The sequence below is a fragment of the Massilia sp. MP_M2 genome (assembly GCF_039123635.1).
Lineage (GTDB): Bacteria > Pseudomonadota > Gammaproteobacteria > Burkholderiales > Burkholderiaceae_D > Telluria.
Genome location: NZ_JBCHJF010000007.1, coordinates 31116 through 57376, shown reverse-complemented (window position 1 = coordinate 57376; position 26261 = coordinate 31116). Strand labels below are relative to the sequence as shown.

General features: G+C 64.1%; 23 protein-coding genes and 1 pseudogene. 15 read left to right on the top strand and 9 right to left on the bottom strand.

Going from position 1 to position 26261, the window contains the following annotated elements:
• Nucleotides 1-164 precede the first annotated feature (164 nt).
• The 5 genes from RCH14_RS15655 to RCH14_RS15635 all read left to right on the top strand — a co-directional run bounded on the left by RCH14_RS15655 (nt 165) and on the right by RCH14_RS15635 (nt 4850).
• The gene (locus tag RCH14_RS15655; protein ID WP_343027030.1) at nt 165-548 is read left to right on the top strand and encodes a hypothetical protein; all 384 of its coding nucleotides are present in this window, start codon (nt 165-167) and stop codon (nt 546-548) included.
• Entirely contained in the window at nt 548-2020 is a 1473-nt protein-coding gene (locus tag RCH14_RS15650; protein ID WP_343027029.1) for an ATPase domain-containing protein, read from the top strand. Before RCH14_RS15655 ends, RCH14_RS15650 begins: the two co-directional genes overlap by 1 nt.
• Before the next feature lie 9 nt (nt 2021-2029).
• The gene (locus tag RCH14_RS15645) at nt 2030-3328 is read left to right on the top strand and encodes an ATP-binding protein (RefSeq protein ID WP_343027028.1); all 1299 of its coding nucleotides are present in this window, start codon (nt 2030-2032) and stop codon (nt 3326-3328) included.
• A gap of 847 nt (nt 3329-4175) precedes the next feature.
• Nucleotides 4176-4334: a hypothetical protein gene (locus RCH14_RS15640; RefSeq protein WP_343027027.1), complete on the top strand. Its 159-nt coding sequence runs from the start codon at nt 4176-4178 to the stop codon at nt 4332-4334.
• Between the two features lie 105 nt (nt 4335-4439).
• Nucleotides 4440-4850 carry a hypothetical protein gene (locus tag RCH14_RS15635; RefSeq protein WP_343027026.1) on the top strand — a complete coding sequence of 137 codons (411 nt, stop codon included), beginning with the start codon at nt 4440-4442 and terminating at the stop codon, nt 4848-4850.
• A 73-nt stretch (nt 4851-4923) separates the two neighbouring features.
• On the opposite strand, the gene RCH14_RS15630 is transcribed toward RCH14_RS15635, so the two are convergent.
• Nucleotides 4924-6120, bottom strand: coding sequence for a pyridoxal phosphate-dependent aminotransferase (locus RCH14_RS15630; protein ID WP_343027025.1), 1197 nt, complete (start codon nt 6118-6120; stop codon nt 4924-4926).
• Nucleotides 6121-6166: 46 nt separating this feature from the next.
• Nucleotides 6167-7669, bottom strand: a complete 1503-nt coding sequence (locus RCH14_RS15625; protein WP_343027024.1) for an oligopeptide:H+ symporter — start codon at nt 7667-7669, stop codon at nt 6167-6169.
• A gap of 239 nt (nt 7670-7908) precedes the next feature.
• Between RCH14_RS15625 and RCH14_RS15620 the strand changes: the two genes are divergently transcribed.
• Nucleotides 7909-10329 (top strand): TIM-barrel domain-containing protein, encoded by a 2421-nt coding sequence (locus RCH14_RS15620; RefSeq protein WP_343027023.1) that lies wholly within the window; start codon nt 7909-7911, stop codon nt 10327-10329.
• 85 nt (nt 10330-10414) lie between these two features.
• Complete coding sequence (locus RCH14_RS15615; protein WP_343027022.1) at nt 10415-10603, top strand: hypothetical protein; 189 nt, start codon at nt 10415-10417, stop codon at nt 10601-10603.
• A 215-nt stretch (nt 10604-10818) separates the two neighbouring features.
• On the opposite strand, the gene RCH14_RS15610 is transcribed toward RCH14_RS15615, so the two are convergent.
• The 4 genes from RCH14_RS15610 to xth form a co-directional block, all read right to left on the bottom strand.
• Complete coding sequence (locus RCH14_RS15610) at nt 10819-11130, bottom strand: hypothetical protein (RefSeq protein ID WP_343027021.1); 312 nt, start codon at nt 11128-11130, stop codon at nt 10819-10821.
• A 129-nt stretch (nt 11131-11259) separates the two neighbouring features.
• On the bottom strand, nt 11260-11886 hold the full coding sequence (locus tag RCH14_RS15605; RefSeq protein ID WP_343027020.1) for a LysE family translocator: 627 nt from the start codon (nt 11884-11886) through the stop codon (nt 11260-11262).
• 85 nt (nt 11887-11971) lie between these two features.
• A complete protein-coding gene (locus tag RCH14_RS15600) occupies nt 11972-12547 on the bottom strand; it encodes an MliC family protein (RefSeq protein WP_343027019.1) in 576 nt (191 codons plus the stop codon).
• Between the two features lie 58 nt (nt 12548-12605).
• On the bottom strand, nt 12606-13412 hold the full coding sequence (xth, locus tag RCH14_RS15595) for an exodeoxyribonuclease III (protein WP_343027018.1): 807 nt from the start codon (nt 13410-13412) through the stop codon (nt 12606-12608).
• A gap of 185 nt (nt 13413-13597) precedes the next feature.
• Here xth and RCH14_RS15590 point away from each other — a divergent pair, with 185 nt between their 5' ends.
• The 6 genes from RCH14_RS15590 to RCH14_RS15565 all read left to right on the top strand — a co-directional run bounded on the left by RCH14_RS15590 (nt 13598) and on the right by RCH14_RS15565 (nt 19503).
• A complete protein-coding gene (locus RCH14_RS15590; RefSeq protein ID WP_343027017.1) occupies nt 13598-14428 on the top strand; it encodes an ABC transporter substrate-binding protein in 831 nt (276 codons plus the stop codon).
• A gap of 2 nt (nt 14429-14430) precedes the next feature.
• On the top strand, nt 14431-15129 hold the full coding sequence (locus tag RCH14_RS15585) for an amino acid ABC transporter permease (protein WP_343027016.1): 699 nt from the start codon (nt 14431-14433) through the stop codon (nt 15127-15129).
• Between the two features lie 16 nt (nt 15130-15145).
• Nucleotides 15146-15838, top strand: a complete 693-nt coding sequence (locus RCH14_RS15580; protein WP_343027015.1) for an amino acid ABC transporter permease — start codon at nt 15146-15148, stop codon at nt 15836-15838.
• A gap of 20 nt (nt 15839-15858) precedes the next feature.
• Nucleotides 15859-16587 (top strand): amino acid ABC transporter ATP-binding protein, encoded by a 729-nt coding sequence (locus tag RCH14_RS15575; RefSeq protein ID WP_343027014.1) that lies wholly within the window; start codon nt 15859-15861, stop codon nt 16585-16587.
• A gap of 219 nt (nt 16588-16806) precedes the next feature.
• Complete coding sequence (locus tag RCH14_RS15570) at nt 16807-18453, top strand: ATP-binding protein (protein ID WP_343027013.1); 1647 nt, start codon at nt 16807-16809, stop codon at nt 18451-18453.
• A gap of 69 nt (nt 18454-18522) precedes the next feature.
• Nucleotides 18523-19503, top strand: a complete 981-nt coding sequence (locus tag RCH14_RS15565; RefSeq protein WP_343027012.1) for an aldo/keto reductase — start codon at nt 18523-18525, stop codon at nt 19501-19503.
• 195 nt (nt 19504-19698) lie between these two features.
• On the opposite strand, the gene RCH14_RS15560 is transcribed toward RCH14_RS15565, so the two are convergent.
• The 3 genes and pseudogenes from RCH14_RS15560 to map form a co-directional block, all read right to left on the bottom strand.
• Nucleotides 19699-20445 (bottom strand): pseudouridine synthase, encoded by a 747-nt coding sequence (locus RCH14_RS15560; RefSeq protein WP_343027011.1) that lies wholly within the window; start codon nt 20443-20445, stop codon nt 19699-19701.
• A gap of 28 nt (nt 20446-20473) precedes the next feature.
• On the bottom strand, nt 20474-23056 hold the full coding sequence (locus tag RCH14_RS15555; protein ID WP_343027010.1) for a [protein-PII] uridylyltransferase: 2583 nt from the start codon (nt 23054-23056) through the stop codon (nt 20474-20476).
• A 9-nt stretch (nt 23057-23065) separates the two neighbouring features.
• Nucleotides 23066-23962: pseudogene (gene map, locus RCH14_RS15550) on the bottom strand (type I methionyl aminopeptidase); the annotation flags it as partial.
• 294 nt (nt 23963-24256) lie between these two features.
• Here map and rpsB point away from each other — a divergent pair.
• Entirely contained in the window at nt 24257-25009 is a 753-nt protein-coding gene (rpsB, locus tag RCH14_RS15545) for a 30S ribosomal protein S2 (RefSeq protein ID WP_343027009.1), read from the top strand.
• Between the two features lie 139 nt (nt 25010-25148).
• The gene (gene tsf / locus RCH14_RS15540) at nt 25149-26057 is read left to right on the top strand and encodes a translation elongation factor Ts (RefSeq protein WP_343027008.1); all 909 of its coding nucleotides are present in this window, start codon (nt 25149-25151) and stop codon (nt 26055-26057) included.
• The last annotated feature ends 204 nt before the right edge of the window (nt 26058-26261 follow it).

Sequence of the window (26261 nt, the reverse complement as noted above, 5' to 3'; positions counted from 1 at the left end):
CCCTGATTTAGTTCGTGCTTTCAAAAAGTTTGGTGCCGAGCCACGATATAATGTTGCCAACCTGTCGCGGGGCAATACACGACGCAAGGGTACGACCAATCCGCACTCCAGCGTGCATGGACCTTTAATGATGATATCGGCCGCAATTGTTTTCTCCTCCAGACATGATGACGAGTAAGGGCGATCCCGGGCGCTCCGTCGAGCACCTTTTACTCATCCAGTCCTGGCGGGGCATCGCCGACCAGTTGGGCCCACTCATTGGCGACAGCGGTTTCTGTGCGCTGTATGGCCGCGCACTGCGCCTGGTCGGCCCCGAGTACGCATGGCTGGCCCCGGGCGCACCTTGCAAAACCCGCGACGCCCAAATCAACGCGCTGGACGACATGCTCGCCAGCGTTGCACCCGACCTCGCACAAGCGGCCCATGCCGCCTTGCTCCAGACGTTTACCAGCCTGCTGTCGTCGCTGATCGGGCATGCACTTGCGCGGCGCCTGCTCGATGCCGCTGCAGGTGACGGGGAAGAGAAGAAAGTACAGGAGCACAAGTAATGAGCGAAAAAGTATCCCTTGGGAAATTGAGCACCGGCGTGCAAGGGCTCGACGTCCTGCTGGGAGGAGGATTGAGCGAATTTTCTTTCAACCTGATCGCAGGGCCGCCGGGCTCGGGCAAGACGACGCTTGCTCACCAGATCATGTTTTCGCTCGCGACGAGCGAGCGGCGTGCGTTGTTCTTCACGGTGTTGGGCGAGCCACCCCTGAAAATGCTGCGCTATCAGCAGCAGTACAGTTTTTTTGACATGCAGAAAGTCGGTACTGCGGTGCGTTACGTAAACCTGGCCGAAGACTTGCGCGCTGGCGACTTCAGCGCGTTACTGGCGCGGGTGATGAAAGAGGTTGAAGACTTCGCGCCGAGCCTTGTGTTCGTCGATTCGTTCCGCTCGGTGGCGCAGACGGCGCGCAGCGGCAGCGAGGGCGTGGCGGACCTGCAGCTTTTCATCCAGGATCTCGGCACCCGCATGACGAGCTGGCAAGCCACCACGTTCCTGATCGGCGAATATACGAATGGCGACCTGGAAGCCAGTCCGATCATGACCGTGGCCGACGGCATGATCTCGCTGACGCCCGTGCATGACGACAATTCGGTGGTGCGCAAGATGCGCGTGGTGAAGATGCGCGGCCAGGCTCACATGAACGGCTCACACACCTTCCGCATCACCGATGACGGCATCCGCGTGTATCCGCGCATGCTGCCGCCGTTGGCACAGGATTACCACGATCACCACCAGGACGCGTCGGCCGCGCACGATGTGCTTCGCATCCCGACCGGCACACCCGACCTGGACGTGCTGCTGCATGGCGGCCTGCCGCAGGGGCATTCGTTGCTGGTCACGGGCCCCAGCGGCTGCGGCAAGACCATCCTGGCCACGCGTTTCCTGCAAGATGGCGCGCGCCGCGGCGACAAGGGCGTGGCCCTGTCGTTCGAGAAAAGCACGTCGCGCCTGCGCAACGCCGAACTGGCGGCGTTGGTCGCTGCCGGCGATGTGGAGGTGCTCGAAAGCCGCATGATCGACCTGACGGTCGATGAGGTGCTCGAGGCGCTGAACGAGGCGATCGACCGCACCGGCGCGCGTCGGGTGGTGGTCGATTCACTGTCCGAGCTGTCGCTGTACCTGGCGCCGGAAGGGCGAAACCAGTTGCGCTCCACCGTGTTCCAGATGCTCACGGCGCTGGCCAAGCGCAATGTGACGGTACTCGTGACGATGGGGATGGACGACAACTTCACGCATCTGCGCTTTAGCCAGTCCGAAGTTGCCTACCTCACCGATGCGGTCGTCCTGATGCGATTTGGTGAGAGCGCGGGCCAGCTACGCCGCTTCATCTCGGTGGTCAAGGTGCGCGGCAGCGGCCACAGTGCCGATCTGCGCGAGTTCCATATCGATGCCGCCGGCATTCACATCGATCCGATCAGCACAGCGCACGAGGGCGTGCTGCATGGTCTGCCGACCTCGCGCGGGGCCTGAATGACGGGGATGACGGCGCTTCCGGCCAACGCGGCATCGTCCCCCGAAAGCCGTCTTGCGCAACTCGAGCGCGAAAACGCACGGCTGCGGTGCGAGCTCGAAGCCAGCAACGCGCTGGCCGTGAGTCTGCGCGAAGCCAACGAACACCTGGTGCTGGCCGCTGTCGACGCGCAAACGTCGCGCGACGACGCCGAAGAGAACAACCGGCGCCAGAACGAATTTCTGGCCATGCTGGCGCACGAACTGCGTAATCCTTTGGTGCCGATCAGCGTCTCGGCGGGCCTTCTCGAGCGCGGGCCGGTCGCCAGCCTGCCGCTGGCGCGCCTGACGGCCGTCATCCAGCGCCAGGTCGACCATATGGCGCGCCTGCTCGACGACCTGCTCGATGCCGCCCGCCTAAGCAGCGGCAAGATTACGCTGGCGATCGAGCCGCTGCAACTGGCCGAAGTGCTGGAACACGCCGCCGAGACGGTCATGCCGCGCGTGCGCGAGCGCGGACAGAACCTCACGATCACCCATGACGTGCGTGATCTCGTCGTCGACGGCGACCGCGTGCGCCTGACGCAGGTTTTCACCAATCTGCTCAGCAACGCTTCCAAGTACACGCAGGACGGCGGCCAGCTCGCCGTCAGCGTGCGCTGCGAGCAGGGCGTCGCGGTCACCGTCGCCGACAACGGCGCCGGCATGTCTGGCGAGACGATCGGGCGCGCGTTCGAGCTGTTTACGCAGGGACCGCGCACGCTGGCGCGCTCCGAGGGCGGGCTGGGCGTGGGCCTGAACGTCGTGCGCAACCTGGTCAATATGCATGGCGGTAGCGTGACCGCCGGCAGCGATGGCCCGGGGCAGGGTAGCACCTTCACCGTGCGCCTGCCGCAATCGGCGGCCGGCGCGCCGCTCGTCCCCGCCGCTGCGCCGCTGCAGGCGGCCGTCGCCAGGTGCCGCATCCTGGTCATCGAAGACAATAGCGACGCCTCCGACGTCCTGCGCCTGCTGCTTGAATTCGAAGGCCACGACGTCGAGATCGCGGCCGACGGCCACGCCGGCCTGGCACTCGCGCTCGAAGGAGGCTTCGACGCCATCGTCTGCGACATCGGCTTGCCCGGCATCGACGGCCTCGAACTGATGACGCGTCTGCGCGCCGCGCAGCCAACCCCGCGCCCGCTCACGGTGGCGTTGTCGGGTTATGGTCAGCCGAGTGACCGCGCGCGGGCGCTGGCCGCCGGCTTCGATCGCTACCTGGTCAAGCCGGTGGCGTCGGCCACGCTGGTCGAGGCGCTGGCGGGCTGGTGCGTTGCGTCAGGGGCGTAGTCGCGCCTTGCCTTCACCCCGGTATTCCGCAAGCAGCCCGGATCGAGGCCTGTTGATGTCATCGTCATGGCGACGTTTCCTTTATGCGGGCGGTGCAATCGCAGTTTTGCTCTGGTACACCGCTCTGGGCGGGATGTTGGAAAGTACCAGATAAGGCATATCCTTCAGCGTGACTAATGGACAGATGGTTGCGCTTGCCCCCAACGTATGGCCCCAGCTGTTCACCGACGCCCCTAGTTTCTCTATTTTTCCAAGAGGCGGGTTCCAGATGAATATCGCGCCCCGCCAACATGCCTACGATGGAGCCAAGAACCGCGATAGCAGCTGTGATCAGTAACGGTATAGCCCTTCCGAAGCGCCAATCATGAAGTGCACCCAAGAGCATTGGTCTTGCAGCCGCCAGCAAATAACCCATTCGATACGGTTCAGCCGCTGTACTGTTCGCGGTCTCTGTATGTCGCTTGGTTTCAGGTGATAGCTCTACTTTTACGACGGCTCTTTTCCTGACCCTGTTCGCGAGACCCTTCGCCCCCATCGTCTGCGACACCGGCTTGCCCGTCATTGATGGCTTCGAACTGACGGCGCGCCTGCTGCCGGTGGCACTGTCGGGTCATGGCCAGCCGAACGACCGCGCGCGCTGTCTGCAGGTTTCCATCGCTACCGGCTGAAACAGGTGGCGTCGGCCACGCTGGTCGAGGCGCTGGCCGGTGGGCGCGTTGCGTCAGGGCCTACCGGGCTTTCTATCCATCCCCGGCAGTCGCACTTGCGCTTTGCGCGCACCGGATGCTGTGGCGCATGCGTGTAGTCATCCTGTCAAAGGTGACCTGCTCTTCGTGACATTCTCAGCATGATCAGCCATCGAAACCTGCGCGCCGCTCTGCAGGAGACCCGCACCTCGTCGACGTCAGTGACCGGATTACTGAAACTGAATATGGCCAGTTCGGTCATGGTCGACATACCGCCGCCCCTGCAGTACGCGTCGAACTGGTCGTGGATGACCGGCTGACGGATACGATTGCCCAGGTTTGTGCTGCCCGTGTCCGGCATCCGGTATCCGGAACATCTTGCCAAGGACATGATTGCGGTACCCATTGGTCTGCGCTGACAGGCGTTGGCGCTCGCCGCGGCGCCATCGTATCTGCTGGCGCATGGCCACCCCGGGCATCCCCGCGGGTTCATGTGGCATCAGTGCGTCCGTCTTCGCTTTGCAAGCGGCGCACTGACTGCCTGGGACTTCGAGCATGACGGTGAAAAAATCACCATTGATCCGGTGACTCGGTTGATCATCGGCGTCGATGCTGGAGCTGCCGGCATCGAACTGGCGCACGCCGGACCTGGATTGGTCGGCACATTCAGGAACTGGCTCGATCCGTATGGCGAGAACGGCAGTCTCGAGCCTGTCCTGAAGCATGATGGCAGCGATTCGACGGCCCCAAGCCTTAGCTCCCCAAGCAGACGCAGGCCGGCACCGCTGCTTGCCTTCGTTGACCTTGTCACAGAATGGCCGGTGTCCGACACTTGACGGCCATGCCGCGGCAAGGCAGGCAGCGCCGCCCACAACCTGCAATCGGCCCCGCACTCCCTGAGCCGGGTGCTCAGCGCCCTAGCTGACGCGCCAGCCGCGCCACTGCTTCCTCGATCCGCTCGTACTTGGTCGCATACGAAAAGCGCACATGCCGCGCCGGCGCGGCCACGCCGAAGTCGTCACCCGGCACGATCGCCACGTGTGCGTCATTGAGCAGCGCCATGCTCAGCGCCGCGCTGTCTCCCCGCAGCGGATGATCGAGTCCGCTGATGTCGGCGTACACGTAGAACGCGCCGTCGGGCATCACCGGCACGCCGAACCCGAGCTCGCGCAAGGCGGGCACCAGATAGTCGCGGCGGCGCCGGAATTCCTGGCGGCGCGCTTCGAAGATCGCCAGCGCTTCGGGCTGGAAGCAGGCCAGCGCCGCGTGCTGCGCGATCGTCGGCGCGCAGATGAACAGGTTCTGTGCCAGCTTCTCGAACACCGGCACCAGGCTGTCGGGCACCACGAGCCAGCCAAGGCGCCAGCCCGTCATGTTGAAGTATTTCGAGAAGCTGTTCACCGTGATCACATCCGGGTCGAGTGCCAGCGCGCTGACCGGCACGTGGTCGTATGACAGCCCTTGGTAGATCTCGTCGACGATGGCGAAGCCGCCGCGCGCGCGCACGGCGGCCAGCATGTCGCGCAGCTGCGTTGGCGTCATCGACGTGCCGGTGGGGTTGGAGGGTGAGGCCACCAGCACACCGCGCGTGCGCGCCTTCCAGCGCTCGTGCACGTGGTGCGCGCCGAGCTGGTAGCGGTCCTCGAACGAGGCCGGCACCAGGATCGGCGTGCCGCCGAAGCTGGTCACGAAATGGCGGTTGCATGGGTATGAGGGATCGGGCATCAAGACCTCGTCGCCCTGGCCGACCAGCGCCGCGCAGGCCAGCAGCAGGCCGGCCGACGCGCCGGCGGTGATGACGATGCGACGGGGATCGATGTCCAGGCCCTGCGTGGCGGCGTAGTGGCCAGCGATCGCGGTGCGCAGCTCGGACAGGCCGAGCGACTCGGTGTATTGCGTGACGCCGCCACGGATCGCGGCGACAGCCGCATCTGCCACGATGTCGGGCGCCGTGAAATCGGGCTCGCCGACGCTCATGCTGATGATGTCGTGGCCCGCGCGCCGCAGCAGGGCGGCGGCCTTGACCATCTCCATGACGCGAAACGGTTCGATGGCGTGCACGCGCTGCGCGACCTGCAGGGTGGTGTCGAGGGAATTGGAAGGCATGATGGCCGGATCTGGAAAGAAGCAATCCGGCCATCTTACAAGAAGCCTACCGGTGCGTGTGGTGCTCGGCCGTCAGGCGGCGCATCAGCGGCAGCGCAGCCAGTGCGATCAGCGTGCAGGCGATCGCCGCCAGGCCCAGCTTGTTGAACAGGCTCGTATAGATCGGGAGTGTTTGCAGCGGGTCGGTCATCCCTTGCGGCACGCTGGCCATCGTCGCTACCACGCCGCCCAGGTATTGCGAAATGCCGACCGCCACGAAGTAGGCGCCCATCATGAAGCCGCCCATCCGCGCCGGCACGTAGCGCGCGATCATGGCCAGTCCCAGGCCACTCACCAGGAGTTCGCCCAGCGAATACAGGCCGTACCCGGCGATCATGATCCACGACGAGGTCAGACCATTGACGGCAAAGGCGCCAGCGAAGCCATACGTGAAGAAGCCTGCCGCGACGACGGCAAAGCCCAGCGCGAACTTGGCGGCGATCGACAGGTCGCGGCCGGCGTTGCTCGCGCGCGTGTAGACCCAGGCCAGCACGGGGCTGAGCAGCATGATCCAGATGGCGTTGAGCGCCTGGAACTGCGCCGGCGACCAGGTAAACAGGTGGCTGCCGAACAGGCTGAAGTCCAGGTCGACGTTACGCAGCGCGAACAGCGACAGCGACGTCGACATCTGCTGGTAAAAGATGAAGAAGAACACCGTCTGCAGCGTCAGGACCAGCGCGGCGACGAGGCCCGCGCGTTCGCTGGTCTGGCTGGTGCGGATCAGGTGGATGAAGATGCCCAGCACGACCAGGCCCGCCAGGTAGACGAACAGGCGCGCGAGCCAGCCGTATTCGAGGATGAAGGCCGACGCGATCACGGCCAGCACGCCGCCGCCCAGCACCAGCGCGAGCTTGCCCCAGTCGAGCGGCAAGTTATCCGGCGGCGAGCCGATATGCTTGACCGTGCGGCGCAACAGGCCCACGGTGATCAAGCCCACCCACAGGCCCACGCTGCAGAACGCGAACGCCACGTGCCAGCCAAGTTGGCCAGCGTAGTTGGCGTTGACATGGTCCTTGATCGCCGGCGTGGCCAGCATCGACACCGTCGAGCCGACGTTGACGGCCATGTAGTAGATGGTGAAGGCGCTGTCGATTTTCGAGTCATTGCCTTCGTAGATCTTGCGCACCAGGTTGGCGGTATTGGGCTTGAACAGGCCGTTGCCAACAACGATCACGCCGAGCGCCGAAAACGTCAGCCAGGTATTCGTCGTCGGGATGCCCATCAGCGCGTAGCCGAGCGAGAGGATGATGGCGCCGATCACCATCGAGCGGCGCGTGCCCAGCACCTTGTCGCCGATCCAGCCGCCGATCGCGGGTGCGACATAGATCAGGGCGGCAGCCGCGCCCCACACCAGCGTGGCGCGGGTGTCATCGAACCCCAGGCGCTGCACCATGAAGTACACGATCAGCGCCTGCATGCCGTAGTAGCCGAAGCGCTCCCACAATTCGATCAGCGCGATCGTGGCGAATGAGCGGGTCTGGCTGACCGGGTGAGCGTGTGCGATGTCCATACAAGTCCTTTGCGACTGCGCCCGGGCCAGGCCGGCGCGCAAAATCCGACGATTCTATGTCATTTTCATGCAGCCCGCATCTCGGGCGGCATGCGCAATGGTGCCATTTGCCCGGTGTCCGCTACCCGCCAGGCAGCGAACGGTCTTCAGGTTTCGTGTAGGGCGAGGCTGTTGGTCGCGGCCGAATTCTGTCATGCTTCGGCTGCAGCCGCCCAACCTGACATCACGACATCGAAGACATGACAACCGCCACGATCGCCCGCCTTGCCCTGTGCATCACCGCACTCCCACTGGCCACCAGCACGCTGGCGTTCGCGCAGAACGCCGAGCGCCAGTTCAAGAGCGTCACGCAGAACGGCAACACGCTCGAGATCGCGACGGCTGACGGGCGCTACCTGATCAAGCCCTATTCGAGCGCGATCGTCGAGACCACCTTCGTCCCGAACGGCGAGAAGTTCGAGCCGGCCTCGCATGCGGTGATCCTGGCGCCGGTGCAGGCGCCGGCCACCTTCAACGACGACGGCGCGCGCATCACGTATGCGACCGACGGCATCGCCGTCACGGTCGAGCGCAAGCCGTTTCGCATCGCTTATACGTACAAGGGCAAGCCGCTCGTGGCGGAAAAGCGTGGCTTCGGCCGCGTCGACGGCATGGACACCATCGAATTTGGCCTCGACGATGGCGAAGCGCTGTACGGCGGCGGGGCGCGTGCGCTCGGCATGAACCGGCGCGGCAACCGCCTGCGCCTGTACAACAAGGCCGACTACGGCTACGCCGAACGCGCCGAGCTGCTCAACTTCACGATCCCGGTGGCGCTGTCGTCGAAAAAATACGCGATCCACTTCGACAATCCGCAGGTCGGCTGGCTCGATTTCGACAGCCGCAAGGATGGCACGCTGCGCTATGAGGTCATCGGCGGGCGCAAAACGTACCAGGTCGTCGCAGGCGAGAGCTGGGACGCCGTCATGGCCGGCTACACCGATCTGACAGGCCGCCAGCCGCTGCCGCCGCGCTGGGCTTTCGGCAATTTCGCCAGCCGCTTCGGCTACAAGACCGAGGCCGAGACGCGCGCCATCGTCGACAAGTTCGCGCAAGAGAAGATCCCGCTCGACGCTGTCGTGCTCGACCTGTACTGGTTCGGCAAGACGGTGCAGGGCACGATGGGCAATATGGACTGGGACCGCGACACGTTCCCGCACGCCGAAAAAATGATGGCCGACTTCAAGGGCAGGGGCGTCAAGACCGTCGTCATCACCGAGCCGTTCGTGCTCACCACGTCCAAACGCTGGCAGGAAGCGGTCGACAGGAACGTGCTGGCGCTGGATGGCGCCGGCAAGCCGGCCAGGTATGACTTCTACTTCGGGAATACGGGCCTGATCGACCTGTACAAAAAGGAAGGGCGCGACTGGTGGTGGAACATCTACCGCGATCTGAAAAAGGGCGGCGTGACTGGCTGGTGGGGCGACCTGGGCGAGCCCGAACTGCACCCGTCGAACCTGGTGCACGGCACGGGCACGGCCGACCAGGTTCACAATGTCTATGGCCACGACTGGGCGCGCCTGATCGCCGAAGGCTACAAGCGTGAATTCCCGGCCGAGCGCCCGTTCATCCTGATGCGCGCGGGTTACTCGGGCTCGCAGCGCTTCGGCATGATTCCCTGGTCGGGTGACGTCAGCCGCAGCTGGGGTGGTCTGCAGTCGCAAATGGAAATCTCGCTGCAGATGGGCATGCAGGGCCTGGCCTATATGCACTCGGACCTGGGCGGCTTTGCCGGGGCGGTGCTCGACGACGAACTGTACGTGCGCTGGCTGCAGTACGGCGTGTTCCAGCCGATCTTCCGCCCGCATGCGCAAGAGGCGGTGGCGTCCGAGCCCGTGCTGCGCTCCGAGCGCACCAAGGTGCTGGCGCGCGAAGCGGTGTGGCTGCGCTATGCGATGCTGCCGTATAACTACACGATCGCCTTCGACAACGAGCAGACCGGCATGCCGTTGATGCGCCCCCTGATGTTCGTCGAAACCGATCCGGCGCAGCCGATCGAACGCTCGTCGACCTATCTGTGGGGCCCGGATTTTCTGGTCACGCCAATCGTCAAGCCGGGCGCCACGCGCGCCGAGGTGTACTTCCCGACCACGGGCAGTGTGTGGTTCGACTTCCATACGGGCCAGGTGCACAAGGGGGGCATCCTGGAGACCGTGCGGCCGGTCGACGCCAACATCCCGGTCTATGTGCGCGCCGGCGCGTTCGTGCCGATGGCGAAGGTGGTGCAGACCACGCGCGACTACACGGGTCGTCAGATCGACCTGCATTATTACCACGATGCCTCGATCGAGACGTCAAACGGCAAACTGTATGACGACGATGGCGAGACGGCGGGTGCGTTCGCGGCGGGCAAGTACGAGATCGTGCGCTTCACCAGCCGCCTGCTCGAGACGGACGGCAAAGCGCGCCTCGAGATCGGCTTTGCCACCGAAACCGGCAATGCCATGACCGCTGCCGAACGGGGCTTTTCGCTGAAGGTGCACAATGTGGTGGCCAAGCCCCGCGCAGTAACGGTCGACGGGCGCGCCGTACGTTTTGTGTTCAACGCCCAGCAGCACCTGCTCGAAGTACCGGTCGCGGCGAAGAAGGGCCAGGCGGCGCAGGTCGTCATCATGCTGTAACGGCGCGTGGGCGGGACGGTGTTCTGGCGTACATCGAGGATGGTCGAAGTTCGCTACATTGGACGCTTCATTTCAGGAGCCACCAATGACGACGACCGCACCAGCCAATCCCCTCGTTTTTCGTAGCGAGTTCGAACACGTCGGCCTCGACGAATCCGAAACCATCCACGCGCTGCAGACCGTATTTGCCAATATGGCCAAGAAGGTCGCGGATGCCGGGGGCCACGCCAGCCGCGCCCGGTGTTCTCGGCGCCCGATCCGCAGGGGTTTCTGAAAAGCGTGAAGCTGCTGGCAGCCACCACCAACGCGTCCGAAACCGGCAAGAAGATCATTTCGGCCGTGCTGCGCACCGCTGAAAATGCACTGGAAGCAGTCGGTGGCGAGAGCGGCATGCTCAAGGCGCTGGGCGGCGAGCCGCAGCACCATCCGTTGGGCGAAACCTACTTCAGCCAGACCCCGTACCTGTACGGCCAGTACATGGCCAAGCTGTCACTGGTGCCCGTCGCGCCCGAACTGCTGGCGCTGGATGGCGCATCGATCAAGACCGAAGACGACGCCCAGTGTCACGCGATCGGGTCGCACTTCGCGTCGAAGGGCGGCGAGTGGGAACTGCGCGTGCAGCTGAACGTGGATGTCGAGAGGATGCCGATCGAGGATGCGTCGGTCGAGTGGCCGCAGGAACTGAGCCCGTTCATCGCCGTTGCGCGCGTGCGCCTGGCACCGCAAACGAGCTGGGATGCGTCGCTTGAAAAGCTGGAAGACGAAATCGCCTACGACCAGTGGAACTGCCTCGTCGAGCACCGCCCGCTCGGGTCGGTGAATCGCGCGCGGCGCCAGGTGATGGCCACGTCGCGCGCGTTTCGCTCGGCGTTCAACCGCTGCCCGATCCACGAGCCGTCGGCATCACTACGCGCTGTCACTACGCTACGACTACCGGGCCACGATCAAACGCAGCCCCAGTCCGATGAACACCGCCCCCGCGATCCGGTCGAGCCACATGCCGGCCGTGGGGGTGCGATTGAGCCAGCCGCCGATCGTGCCCGAGAAGTAGCCGAGCAGGCCAAAGATCACGGCCGCCTGCAGTGTGAAGACGAGCCCCAGCATGCCAATCTGCAGATTGGCGTCACCACGCGCCGCAACCACAAATTGCGGCAGGAACGACAGAAAGAACAGCACCACTTTCGGATTGATCGCCGCCGCCACCAGGCCTTTGGCGAACAGGCGCTGCGCCGGTTCGTTCGATAATCCGTCGCCGGACACGCGCGCGCCGCCACGGCTGCGAATGGCGCCCCAGCCCATCCAGATCAGGTACAGGCCACCGGCGAGTTTGAGCGCTGTGAATGCCGTGGGCGAGGCCGCGATCAGTGCACTCACGCCGACGACAGCCAGCAGCGTGTGACTCAGGCAACCGAAGGCGCAGCCTAGCCCGAAGGCCACGCCACGCAGACGGCCCTTGGCGATGCCGGTGCTGAGCACCATCAGGTTATCAGGCCCGGGAGAGAGCGTGATCAGGATGGCGGCGGCGAGAAAACCAAAGAGCTGTTCGGGCGAAAGCATGGCAGAGGCGAGATGAAGAAAGGGCGAACAGCATAGCGCATGTTCGCCCCCGTCAAGCATCCCGCAGTGCGGGGTCAAGCGCTCATCAAGCCTTCTTGCAGCTCAGTTCCTTGGCGTTCTCGCCCCACTTGATCGTGACCTTGCCCTTGTGCTCCTTGAACTGCTCGCCGCGGTTGCCGTAGGCGACGCCGTTGTCGCTTGGCTCGCCGCGCAGCAGCACGTGTTCCTTGTTGCGCGCTGCGACCATCGATGGTGGCGTGGTCTCGAGGAAGAACGCGGTGATCTTGCTCTTGTCGCTGCACGAGTACGACACCGGGCCTTTGGCCTGGGTGACCTTGTAGGCCGTCTGCAGCTGCATGGCGCGGGTGCCGTAGGCATTGTTGATGCAGCCGTTCATGTCCTTGGCGTCGGCGCATTGCTTGACGCCGTCCCACCACTTGGTGTGCTGTTCCTGCAGCGTCTTGCCGGCGCCGGCATCGATTTTTTCCAGCGCTGCGCGGTACATCGCGTAGACCAGGCCTTCCGATTCGGCGGAACCCGGGTGGCCGCAGACCTTGGCTTCGGCCGAGCCGATGCCCTTGGCGCAAAAGCCCGGCATCGAGGCAGCTTGTGCACCGATCGGCAGGGCGAGGGCGGCGGCAAGAATGAGAAGTTTTTTCATGAAGATTCCTTATGGTGGTGGTCGCGGCGCATCTAGAGGGGCGCCGTCGTGAATTGGGTCAGGCGGGCTTGCCCGATAATCTGGCCGGAAACTTGCTCAAGTCGAGCTCAATCCAGGTGGGGGTGTGGTCGCTGGGCTTTTCGCGCCCGCGCATGAATTTGTCCACGCCGGCCGCTGCGAGCGCCGGTGCCAGCGCAGGGCTCAGTAGCAGGTGGTCGATGCGCAGGCCGGCATCGCGCCCGAACGCATTGCGAAAGTAATCCCAGAACGTGTAGATCGTCTCGTCCGGGTGCAGCGCGCGCAGCGAATCGAGCCAGCCCTGATCCATCAGGCGCTCGAATGCAGCGCGGGTTTCAGCCCGAAACAACGCATCGTCGGCCCAGCGTTCGGGCTTGTAGACATCGCGCGCGGTCGGAATCACGTTGAAGTCGCCGGCCAGCACGGCCGGCACGCCAGCGGCGAGCAGCTCGAGGCCGCGCAGGCGCAGGCGCTCCATCCAGGCCAGCTTGTAATCGTACTTGGGGCCGGGCGCCGGGTTACCGTTCGGCAGGTACAGGCAGGCGATCAGGATGCCCTGGTACGCCACCTCGAGGTAGCGACTCTGCTCGTCCGTGTCGTCGCCCGGCAGGCCGCGCTGGACTTCCTGCGCCGGCTCGCGCGTGACGATTGCAACGCCATTCCAGCTTTTCTGTCCGTGCCACAGCGCGTGATAGCCGGCAGCTTCGATTGCCGCAATCGGGAATTTCTCTTGCGGCGCCTTCAGCTCTTGCAGGCACACGACGTCCGGCTGGCGCTCCTCGAGATAGTGCAAGAGGGCGTCCAGCCTGCTGTTGATACTGTTGACGTTGTAGGTGGCGAGCAGCATGGGGTATTCCGCATTTGTGACAGGGTAATTATGACAATATTGCGCGGAATCAGTCGCACGCCTCGTTCGGTGCGGATCGGTTCATATATACATAACAGTATTATCTTATGGCGAATAATTCGTTTTTCCATATAAGTGTTTGTTCTATACTACGATCATCGAATATTGTTGCTGGAGATTTTTGCATGATCAACCGCCGTTCCCTCATCCTCTGCGCCGTTGCGCTGGGCAGTTCGCTCACGATGGGCCTGGCCCACGCCGACCAGCTGGCCGACATCAAGAAGAAAGGCCAGATCGTGTTCGGGGTGCTTGGCACCGATGAGCCAAACAGCTTCATCGACCCGAAGACCCGCCAGCTGGTGGGCTACGAGATCGACGTCGCCACCGCCGTGGCCAAGAAAATCGGCGTCAAGCCCGTGTTCAAGCAGCTGGCCGTGTCGGCCCGCATTCCCGAGCTGCAGCAGGGGCACGTCGACATCCTGGCCGCCACGCTCACGCACAACAAGGAGCGCGAAGCGCAGGTTGATTTCGCACTGACCCACTTCGTCACCGGTTCGAAGGTCATGGTGCGCAAGAACAGCGGCATCACGGCGCTGCCGCAACTGGCGGGCAAGAAGGTCGTCACGGTCCGCGGCGGCACCCAGGAAACCAATATCAAGAAGGCCGTACCGACGGCCAATGTGGTGACCTTCGAGAACACCCAGCAAGCGTTCCAGGCGCTGCGCCAGGGCAAGGGCGCGGCCTATGTCAATGACGAGTCGTCGCTGCTGGCCGACTACGGCAAACTGGGCCCGACCGCGAAAGACTTCGTGATCCTGCCGCAGTCGATCGGCGTCGAGCCGATTGCCCTTGGCCTGCGCAAGGGTGAGGCGGGCGTCAAGACCGTCGTCGACCAGGCCCTGCGCGAGCTCGAGGCGAGCGGCGCGGCCGAAGACCTGTTCAATAAATGGTACGGCCCCGGCACACGCGCCAATATCGCCAAGCGGGCATTCAAGATCAGCACTGACAAGATCTGACCTTGGCACTGTTCGATCCGACCATCCTGCAATCCGGCCAGTATCACGACTGGCTGGTGCAGGGCTTCATCCTGTCGATCCAGCTGACCGTCATCAGCTTTGCCTTCGCGCTGCCGTTCGGCGCGCTGGTGGCGGTGATGCGCACCTCGTCGTCCGGGCCACTGCGCGCGGTTGGCGCCACGCTCGTCGAATCGATCCGCAATGTGCCGCTGCTGGCGCATCTGCTGTTCTGGTATTTTGCGTTCCCCGAGCTGTTGCCCGAGGGGCTGCGCGAGATCCTGTACGCGAACAATCCCGAGGCGGTATGCGCCGTGATCGCGCTTACGCTCTACAGCGGCGTGCATATGGCCGAGGATATCCGCAGCGGGATCCGCGCGGTGCCCGCGACCCAGCTGGAAGCGGCCCGTTCGCTGGGCCTGGGCCGCGCCGCTGCGGTGCGGCTCGTTCTGCTGCCGCAGGCGCTGCGCGCCTCGGTGCCCCCGCTTCTGTCGCAGACGGTCAATCTGTGGAAGGATACCAGCGTGGCCACCGTGATCGGCGCGGCCGAGATGATGTATCAGGCTGCGCGCGTCGAGACGGCGAGCTTTCGCAGCCTCGAAGCATTCACCTTCGCCACGCTGGCCTACCTGACTGTCTCGCTGCTGATTTCGGCGGCGGCGTACCTGTTCCAGCGCCGCTATCCGGTGCGCACGGCGCTCTGACCATGAAAGCGTCCCGATGCTGGAACTGATCGATACCTACTGGCTGTACTTCCTGGTCGGCCAATACCCGGACGGCCCGCTGGGCGGGCTCGTGCTGACCATCCTGCTCTCTGGCGCGGCGCTGGTGCTGGCCATGCCGCTTGGCCTGATGCTGGGCATCGCGCGCGTGAGCCGCCGGCGCGCCATCAGCCTGCCGGTGGGCGCGTTCGTGCAACTCGTGCGCGCCGTGCCGCTGCTGCTGGTGCTGTTCTGGGTGTACTTCTTCTTGCCGGCGGTGACCGGCGTGAAGACCTCGCAGGCGATGACGATGCTGATCGTGCTGGTGGTGTTCGACAGCGTGTATCTGGCCGAGATCGTGGCGGCGGGCATTCGCGCACTGCCGAAAGGGCAGCTGGAAAGTGCCCGTTCGCTGGGCCTGGGCTACGGCCAGGCGCTGCGCCACATCGTGCTGCCGCAGACCTTGCGCCACGGCCTGCCGTCGATCGTGAACCAGCTGGTCTCGACGATCAAGGCGACCTCGCTGGGCTACATCATCGGCCTGTCGGAAGTCTCGTTCATCGCCACCCAGATCAACACGCTCGTGTTCACCCGCGCGGTGGAGGTGTACCTGATCCTGGCGCTGACCTATTTCGTCCTGTGCTTTGGCCTGTCGCGCCTGGCCTTCCTGCTCGAACGGCGCCTGCAACGGCGGCCGGTCGTGGCGGGCTGAATTCTTGAAAGAAGCGAACGATGATCGTTCTGGATAACGTCAACAAGTATTACGGCGACTATCACGCGCTGGTGGGCATCACCGAGCGCGTGGAAAATAATGAAGTACTGGTCGTGTGCGGGCCGTCGGGTTCGGGCAAGTCGACGCTGATCCGCACGCTCAACCGTCTCGAAGACATCAATGGTGGCCGCATTGCCATTGCCGGGCAAGACATCCACGCGAAAGGCGTCGACGTGAACGCGCTGCGCGCCGGCATCGGCTTCGTGTTCCAGCAATTCAACCTGTTCCCGCACCTGACGGCGCTCGAGAACTGCATGCTCGCACCGGTGCAACTGAAGCGCGCCAGCAAGGCCGAAGCACGGGAGCAATCGATGCTGCTGCTCGACCAGGTGGGCCTGGCCCACAAGGCCGATGCCTATCCCGATGCGCTGTCGGGTGGCCAGCAGCAGCGCGTGGCGATTGCCCGCGCGCTGGCCATGCGTCCTTCGATCATGCTGTTTGACGAGCCGACCAGCGCGCTCGACCCGGAGATGGTGGGCGAGGTGCTGCAAGTGATGCGCGCGCTGGCAAAGCAGGGCATGACGATGGTGTGCGTGACCCACGAGATGGGCTTTGCACGCGACGTGGCCGACCGTATCTGGTTCATGGCCGAAGGCAAAATCCTCGAGAAGGGCACGCCTGCGGAGTTCTTCGCGAACCCGCAGCATCCTCGCGCCATCCAGTTTCTCGCCGATCGCAACCGCAACTAGCGTCTCGCCTCGGCTGGCATGCACAGTTTCGTGGACGCCGTGCATATGCACGGTGGCGGTTTGGTATTTATAATGGCAAGCCGGCAGGCATGCCTGGGCCTGCCATACTTGCATGGTACGTCCCCCGTGCCCCGTGCCCCGTGCCCCGTGACCCGTACCCCTTGCGCCGGTTGCCGATGCCGGCTTCCTTTTACCATGCCCCTTTGAAGCGTTCCCGCGATGACGTCCAATTCTGCCAACTTCGATGAAGAAGCACGCCTCGCCGTCCTCGATTCCTTCGGCATCCTCGATACGCCGCTGGAACGCTCGTTCGATGACGTGGTGCGCCTGGTCAGCCAGCTGCTCGATGCGCCGATCGCTGCCGTCAACCTGATTGCGCGCGGGCGGCAATGGTTCAAGTCGGAGATCGGTCTGGGAACGCGCGAAATGCCGCTCGAAAATTCGATCTGCCGCCATGCGCTGCTGCTAGAGCAGATGATCGTGACCGACACGCAGGACGATCCCCGCTTCAGCTGCAATCCGCTCGTCACGGCCGAGGGCGGCCTGCGCTTCTATGCCGGCGCCGTGCTGCGCACGCGCGACGGTGTGCCGCTTGGCACCCTGTGCGTGCTCGACAGGAAGCCCCGGCCGGAAGGGCTGACCGAGCAGCAGCAGTTCATGCTCACGACGATGGCGCACCAGGTCATGAGCCAGATCGAGCTGCGTCAGGCGCTGGCCGAGCAGGAATCCCTGAACGAGGCGCTGCGCTGCGCAGATCAGCGCAAGGACGAATTCCTCGCGATGCTGGCGCACGAGCTGCGCAATCCGCTGGCGCCGATCGTCTCGGCCGCCACGATGCTGTCGAATTTCGAGCTCCAGCCGAGCATGGTGCAGCGCGCCGCCGACATCATCGCGCGCCAGGCCGGTCACATGACGTCGCTGATCGACGACCTGCTCGACGTGTCGCGTGTCACGCGCGGCAAGGTGGAACTCGAATTCGTTGAACTCGATCTGAAGGCGGTCCTGGCGGACGCCATCGAGCAGGTCCGGCCGCTGATCGAGAAGCATGGCCATCGGCTGGTGCTGGAGGCGATGCCGGCGTCGGCGCTGGTCGTGGGTGATCGCAAGCGCCTGGTGCAGGTCATGACCAATTTGCTGAGTAACGCGGCCAAGTACACGCTTGAGGGCGGGCGCATCGAAGTGCGCATGTCGACACGCGGCGCGATGCTCGACCTGGCGATCCGCGACGACGGCATCGGCATGTCGCCCGAGCTGATCGCCAGCGCATTCGACCTGTTCTCGCAGGGCACGCGCGGCCTGGATCGCAGTCAGGGCGGCCTGGGCATCGGCCTGGCGCTCGTGCGCAGTCTGCTCAAGCTGCATGGCGGCGAAGTGAGCGCCAGTAGCGACGGGCCGGGTTGTGGCAGCACGTTCCGGGTCACGCTGCCGCTGTCGTTGCGTGCCAGCGTCGCTGCGCCGGTTGCCGTGCCGGATGCGCCGCAACGCAATCCGGCCGCGCTGCGCATCGGCGTGGTCGACGATAACGAAGACGCCGCCGTGACGCTCGCGCTGTTGCTCGAGACGCTGGGCCATACGGTGTCGGTCGCGCATTCGGCGCGCGAGGCGCTGGCGTCGCTGCCGCTGTTCGAGCCGGACGTGTGCCTGCTCGATATCGGCCTGCCTGAGATGAATGGGTTTGAGTTGGCGCGGGCGCTGCGTGCTAGGGCCGAAACCGGCCATGCGATCCTGATCGCGGTGACCGGCTACGCGCAGGAAAAAGACCGCGCCGAGGCGCGCGCCGCGGGCTTCCACGACCTGTTCGCCAAGCCGGTCGACCTCGAGGTGCTGGGCGCCGCGCTCGTGCAGATCGAACGGCGCCCGCGCTAGGCTGCTGTGCGACGGGGTCGGCGCGCGTCAGGCAGAATTTGTTCCTGATCCACGCACAAGGGACACCCAATGACACAGCGCTATCAACCAATCACGCGCCTGGGCCTGGGCGGCACGGGCTTTGGCGACATGTACCACGCCACCAGCGATGAAGCAGCCCAGGCAACCGCCGATGCCGCATGGGATGCTGGCATCCGCTACTTCGACACCGCGCCGCATTACGGCGCGGGCTTGTCCGAGCACCGCTTCGGCCACGCGCTGCGCCGCCGCCCGCGCGCCGACTACACGCTCTCGACCAAGGTCGGCCGCCTGCTGGCGTCGTCCAGCCCGGGCGAGATCGCCGCGCCGTTCGTCGGCGCCTTGCCATTCAAGCGCGTCATCGACTACACGGCCGACGGTGCGCGCCGCTCGGTGGAGGACAGCCTGCAGCGCATGGCGCTGGCATCCATCGACATCGTCTACGTGCACGACCTGTCGCCCGACATGTTCGGCGACCAGTTCGACCACTACTACCGGATCGCCGCCGGTCCGGGCGGCGCCTTCGAGGGCTTGACGAAGCTGCGCGAGGAGGGGGTCATCAAGGCCTGGGGCCTGGGCGTCAACACGGTCGAACCGTGCCTGCGCGCGCTGCGGGATGCCGACCCCGATATCTTCCTGCTGGCCGGGCGCTACACGCTGATGGAAACGACGCCGCTGGCCGAACTGTTCCCGCTGTGCGCCGAACGTAGCGCCAAGGTCGTCATTGGCGGGCCGTTCAATTCGGGCTTCCTGGCCGGCGGGCCAAATTACGATTACGGTCCGGCCGATGCGGGCAAGCTTGCGCAGCGTGAACGCTTGCGTAAAGTAGCGGTAGAGCACGGCGTCGACCTGGCGGCGGCCGCGCTGCAGTTCGGTCTGGCACACCCGGTGGTCGCCGCGACCATCCCGGGCGCGAGCAGCCCGGAGCACCTGCGGCGCAATGCGGTGTTGATGGAGATGGCGATTCCGAAGGCGTTCTGGGAGGCGTTGCGTAGCGAGGGGCTGGTGGCCGAGGACGCGCCGTTGCCGTAACCTGGCCGTTGTGGGAACACCCGGCGCGACATCGGCGCGGCTGACATCCGCCGCGTGGACGGCGCAGCCGTCCACGCTACGTCAACGGGATAGTGGATGAAAATGTGCCGTAGGGTGGGCGGATATGCCGCCCACGCGGTGATGGTTACAGCCAGAACAGCCGCGCGCTACCGGCCAATATAGAATCCGAAGGGCTTAAAAACCTTCTTCCGGCGTCAGATACCGCCACTGACCAACCGGCAGATCGCCCAGTTTGACGCGCCCGATCCGCACGCGTTTCAGGCCCAGCACCTTCAGTCCCACCATGTCGCACATGCGCCGGATCTGGCGCTTGCGGCCTTCCATCAGCGTGAAGCTCAGCTGGTCTTCGTTCTGCCAGCGCACCTTGGCTGGCAGCAGCGGTTTGCCGTCCATCCACAGGCCGTGCTTGAGCTTCTTGAGTTCACTGTCGGGGAGCGTGCCTGGCTTGGTGTACTGCACACGCACCAGGTATTCCTTTTCGATCGACGTTGTCTCGCCAATGAGCTGCTTGGCAATGCGGCCATCCTGCGACAGCACCAGCAGGCCCACCGAATCGATGTCCAGGCGCCCGCATGGCACCAGGCTGCGCAACTGGGTCGGGTGGAACTGCTCGGCCGATGGATCCTCGGCCCAGCGGTTCTCGGGCTTGATCAGTGCCACGGCCGGCGTGTAGCCGTCTTCGGCCTGGCCGCTGACGTAGCCGACCGGTTTGTGGATCAGCACCGTGACGCGCTTGGATTGCTCGGCGGCGGCCTGGCGCTCGACCGTGATGCGCTGCGTCGGCAGCACCTTGCTGCCCAGCTCCGAGACGACCTGGCCGTCCACCCGCACCCAGCCGCGCGCGATCCATTCATCGGCTTCGCGGCGCGAGCACAGGCCCAGTTCGGACATTCGTTTGGAGAGGCGGAGCGGTTCGGTCATGATCAAGGCTTTTCGGTAAGAGGGTAATTCAGATCTTGAGCGCGTCGAGCAGGTCGGTTTCGAGCTGGACCTGGATGCGCGGGTTGTTCAGGGCTGGACCATCGACGAGGAACACGTCTTCGACCCGTTCGCCCAGCGTCATGATCTTGGCGGTGTGCAGATTGATGCGGTAGCGCGTCAGCACGCTCGATACCGCATACAGCAGGCCCATACGGTCATTGGCGGCGATCGACAGCACATGGAACTGGCCCCGTTCGTCGGGCCGTACTTCGACCGTCGGCGTGATCGGGAACGTGCGCGACATGCGCGACAGGCGCCCGCGGCACGGTGGCGGCAGCGGCTCCTGCGACACGAGCAGTGCACTCAGTTCGTGCTCGATCAGGTTGATGATGTCGCGGTAGCTGCCGGCGAAGTGTTCGTCGGCCACCATGAAGCTGTCGAGCGCGTAGCCGTGGCGCGTGGTGTGGATCTTGGCGTCGAGGATCGAGAAATCCTTGCGGTCGAAATAGCTGCAGATGCGCGCGAACAGGTCGGGCTGATCCTTGATGTACACGGCCACCTGCAGGCCTTCGCCGATCGGCGCCAGGCGCACGCGCACGACAGGCTTGGCGCTGTCGACCTTGTCATGCAGGGCGCGCGTCTGCCAGGCGATGTCGGACGCGTCGTGGCGCAAAAAGTACGCGACGTCCAGCTGCTTCCACAACGCTTCGTGCGCATCGACCGGCAGGCCAAACAGGCGCAGCGTGGCCAGCGCCTCTTTCTGGCGCATGCGCAGCTCGCGGTCGGCCGAATGCGGTTCGCCCCCCAGCACGCGCAGCGTCGTCTTGTACAGGTCTTCGAGCAGCTTGGCCTTCCAGGCATTCCAGACCTTCGGGCTGGTGCCGCGGATGTCGGCCACGGTGAGCAGGTACAGCGCCGTCAGGTGGCGCTCGTCCTTGACGACGGCGGCAAACGCCGCGATCACGTCGGGATCGGACAAGTCCTGCTTTTGCGCGACCTGCGACATCGTCAGGTGCTGCTCGACGAGGAATACCACCAGTTCGGTGTCGGCCTCGGTCATCCCATGGCTGCTGCAGAACTGGCGTGCGTCGTCCATGCCGAGTTTGGAGTGGTCGCCCCCGCGCCCCTTGGCGATATCGTGGAACAGGGCGGCCACGTACAGCACCCAGCGGTCGCGGAAGTCGGCAATCAGCTGGCTGCAGAACGGGTATTCGTGCGCATGTTCGGGCATCGTGAAGCGGCGCAGGTTACGCACCACCATCATGATGTGCTGGTCGACCGTGTAGGCGTGGAACAGGTCGTGCTGCATCTGCCCGACGATCTTGCGAAACGCCGGCAGGTAGCGGCCCAGGATGCCGAATTCGTTCATGCGGCGCAGCGCATGGACCATGCCGCGCGGGGCCTGCAGCACGCGCAGGAACAGGGCCTTGTTGACTGGATCGGCGCGGTAGGCGTCGTCGATGCGGGTGCGGGCATGCCATAGCGCGCGGGTGGCGCGCGCCGTCATGCCCTTGATGTCGTGGCGTTCGGTCATCACGACGAACAGTTCGAGGATCGCCGTGGGCGTTTGCTCGAACGTATCGTCCTGCGCGATGTCGATCAGGTTGCCCATCTGCAGGAAGTGGGCGCTGATCGGGAAGGCGACGGCCGGCTGCGGGAACAGCTGGGCCTCGATATTCTGCAGCAGGATCGTGTTGAGCTGCGTGACCGTCTTGGCGGCCCAGTAGTAGCGCTGCATCAGCAGTTCGCTCGGGCGGCGCAGGTTCGGGCCATCGTCGGTGGCGACCAGGCCGAGCGTGTTGGCAATCGCCGTCTGGACGTCGAATACCAGCCGGTCCTCGCGACGTTTGGTGTGCAGGTGCAACCGGATGCGGATGTCCTTGAAGGCGCTTTCCTTTTCCATCAGCTGGCGCGCTTCCATGCGCGTGATCAGTTCGCGTGTGGCCAGCTGGCCCCAGCTGTCGGCCAGGCCAGCGGCCTTGGCCACCCACATGATCACCTGCAGGTCGCGCAATGCGCCCGGGCTTTCCTTGACGTTCGGCTCGAGCGCGAACGCCGTGTATTCGTGCTTGGCGTGGCGCAGACGCATCTCGGCCGTCTTGGCCCGGAAGAAGGCCTGTGGGTCGAGCGCATCGCGGTAACGCCGCTGCAATTCGTCGAACAGCGGCTCGTTGCCGGTGACCAGGCGCGCTTCGAGCAAGCTCGTTTGTACCGTGATGTCGGCCGCGGACTCGATCAGGCATTCCTCGACCGTGCGGATGCTGTGGCCGATCTCCAGCCCCAGGTCCCACAGCAGCTGGACCAGGCCTTCGAGGCGCGCCTGCGTGATCGCGTCCGGCGGGGCGGCCAGCAGAATCAGCAGGTCGACATCGGAATACGGAAACAGTTCGCCGCGCCCGTAGCCGCCCACGCCCACCAGCGCGGTGCCGGCTGGAAGGCCGGCCGCCTGCCAGGCGTCGATCAGGACCGCATCGACGACCTGACGCAGGTTGCGCAGCAGTTTTTCGGGCATGCCGTCTTCCTGGAACGCCTGGAACACGAGCTGGCGCTCGTTCTTGAGGCGCTGGCGCAGCGTGGCGCGGACGGTGTCCAGGTGTTCGGCGTGACCCATGGCGACTCCTTATGCGGCCGCGCTGGCAGGGGCAAGCGCAGGCGCAGAAGAGACAAAGTCCGGCCCGAGCAGCGGCAGGGCGATGGCCGGCGGCGGCGGGCTGCCGGCCGACAGCGTCAAGACTTCGACGCCGGTCTCGGTGACCAGCACCGTGTGCTCCCACTGCGCCGACAGGCTGCGGTCTTTCGTCTTGATCGTCCAGCCGTCCGGCATTTCCTTGATGTCGCGCTTGCCGGCATTGATCATCGGCTCGATCGTGAAGATCATGCCGGGTTGCAGGACTTCGAGGGTGCCCGGACGGCCGTAGTGCAGCACTTGCGGCTCTTCGTGGAACGAGCGGCCCACGCCGTGGCCGCAGAATTCGCGCACCACGCTGTAGCCGTTCTTTTCGGCGTGCTGCTGGATCGCATGGCCGATGTCGCCCAGGTGCTTGCCCGGCTTGACGGCGGCGATGCCCAGCCACATGCACTCGAAGGTGACTTCGGCCAGGCGCCGCGCCATGATCGACGGCTCGCCGACCAGGTACATGCGGCTGTTGTCGCCGTGGAAGCCTTCTTTGGTGATCGGCGTGATGTCGATGTTGAGCGCGTCGCCGCTCTTGAGCACGCGGTCGCCCGGAATGCCGTGGCAGATCACGTCGTTGAGCGAAGCGCAGATCGAGCCGGGGAACGGCGGATAGCCGGGCGGGGCGTAGTTGAGCGTGGCCGGGATCGTGCCTTGCACGTTGACCATGTACTCGTAGGCCAGGCGGTCGAGCTCGCCGGTGGTGACGCCGGGCTTGACGAATGGAGTGATATAGTCCAGCACTTCCGAGCCGAGGCGGCAAGCGGTGCGCATGCCGTCGATTTCTTCGAGGGTCTTGATGATGGTGGCCATAGGAGAGTCGTATCCTGCGTGGTATCGGGTGAGCGCCCGGCGACCGGGGTGGCAATGGTCGGGGCAGTATGGCCGCCATTATAAGGGATGTCGCGCCCCTGCTGTAAGCCAGGGGCCGAGCCCGGGGCGACGTCTGGCCCGCGCGGCTGCGATTGCACGCTTGAATAATGCTGACAATTCCGCTAGAATCTCGGGTTGCTCGGATTCACATCGTGCAACGTTGTAAAAATATAGTTTTTTAATTGATAGAAATCGCGAATGTGGCCCTAAAAGGGTGCCTGCTTGGTGACTGGCCACATTCAAGACCCAACCCTGGAGAATTACATGTCCGTTACTATGCGCGAAATGCTGGAAGCCGGTATTCACTTCGGCCACCAGACCCGTTTCTGGAATCCAAAGATGGCACCGTTCATCTTCGGTCATCGCAACAAGATCCACATCATCAACCTGGAAAAAACCATGGCGATGTATCAGGATGCGATGAAAACCATCAAGCAGATCTCCGCCAACCGCGGCACGATCCTGATGGTCGGCACCAAGCGTCAAGCACGCGAAATCATCGCTGCTGAAGCGCAGCGCGCCGGCGTGCCTTACGTCGACCAGCGCTGGCTCGGCGGCATGCTGACCAACTTCAAGACCATCAAGACGTCGATCAAGCGCCTGAAAGAGATGGAAGTCCTGGTCGAAGACGGCTCGGTCGAGAAGATGTCGAAAAAAGAAGCGCTGATGTTCTCGCGCGAAATGATCAAGCTGCAAAAGTCGATCGGCGGCATCAAGGATCTGGGCGGCGTGCCAGACGCGATCTTCGTCGTTGACGTCGGTTACCACAAAGGTGCGATCACCGAAGCCGGCAAGCTGGGCATCCCGGTCATCGGCATCGTCGACACCAACCACTCGCCAGAAGGCGTGACCCACATCATCCCGGGTAACGATGACTCGTCGAAAGCCATCAGCCTGTACGCACGCGGCGTTGCCGATGCGATCATCGAAGGCCGCGCCAGCGCGACCAACGAAGTGGCTGACATGGTCAAGGCAGCCGGCGGCGACGACTTCGTCGAAGTTTCCGAGCAGGCATAAGTGATGGCAGGCCATGTGCCTGCTGCCACATAGAAGGGGGCGCCGGACTGTCGAGCCCCCCTTTTTTTAAGCTAAATACTTGCAGGACGCTCATTATTGGCGGACTGCACCCCTGGATACACATTTAGGAGAACACACTATGGCAGCTATTACTGCAGCAATGGTTGGCGAACTGCGCGCCAAGACCGATGCACCAATGATGGAATGCAAAAAAGCACTGACCGAAGCCGAAGGCGACATGGGCCGTGCTGAAGAAATCCTGCGCGTCAAGCTGGGTGGCAAAGCATCGAAGGCATCGGCACGCGTAACCGCTGAAGGCGTTGTTGCTACCTATATTTCGGGCAATGTTGGCGCGCTGGTTGAAGTCAACAGCGAAACCGACTTCGTCGCGAAGAACGACGATTTCCTGGCACTCGTAAACCTGGCAGCACGCCTGGTCGCCGAAAACAACCCGGCTGACGTCGCTGCCCTGGCAGCACTGCCGCACGAAGGTGGTACCTTCGACGACGTCCGTACTGGCCTGATCGGCAAGATCGGCGAGAACATGACCGTGCGTCGTTTCCAGCGTTTCGAAACCACCGGCAAGCTGGCGTCGTACCTGCACGGCACCCGTATCGGCGTGATCGTCGATTTCGAAGGTGCGGACGAGCAAGTCGGCAAGGACCTGGCCATGCACATCGCTGCCATGAAGCCAGTCGCTCTGTCGTCGGAGCAAGTGCCAGCAGACATGATCGAAAAAGAGCGTTCGGTTGCTGAACTGAAAGCCAAGGAAGATGCCGACAAGGCCGTCGCCGAAGGCAAGCAGCCACAATCGGCCGAGATCGTCGCCAAGCGTGTCGATGGCTCGGTGCAGAAGTACCTGAAAGAAGTCTCGCTGCTGAACCAGGCGTTCGTCAAGAACGACAAGCAGTCGATCGAACAGATGATCAAGGCGGCAAACACCACCGTCAAGGGCTTCACCATGTACGTGGTGGGCGAGGGCATCGAGAAGAAGGTCGACGACTTCGCAGCTGAAGTCGCAGCACAGATGGCTGCCAACAAGCAGTAATCAAACAACGGGCCGTGAGGCCCGTTTTTGTAGGGTGGGCCGGGCCGCGCAGGCGGCTATGCCGCCCACGCGGTGATAGTTGGCGGCGCGGTGATGGGGCAGCAAGCGGAGCCGGTTTGGTCTGGTTTGGTATCCGAACGTAAGTTTTGCGGGATGGATATTGTGGCTCCGCTATCATTCCGGATAACAGTATCGCCAACGATC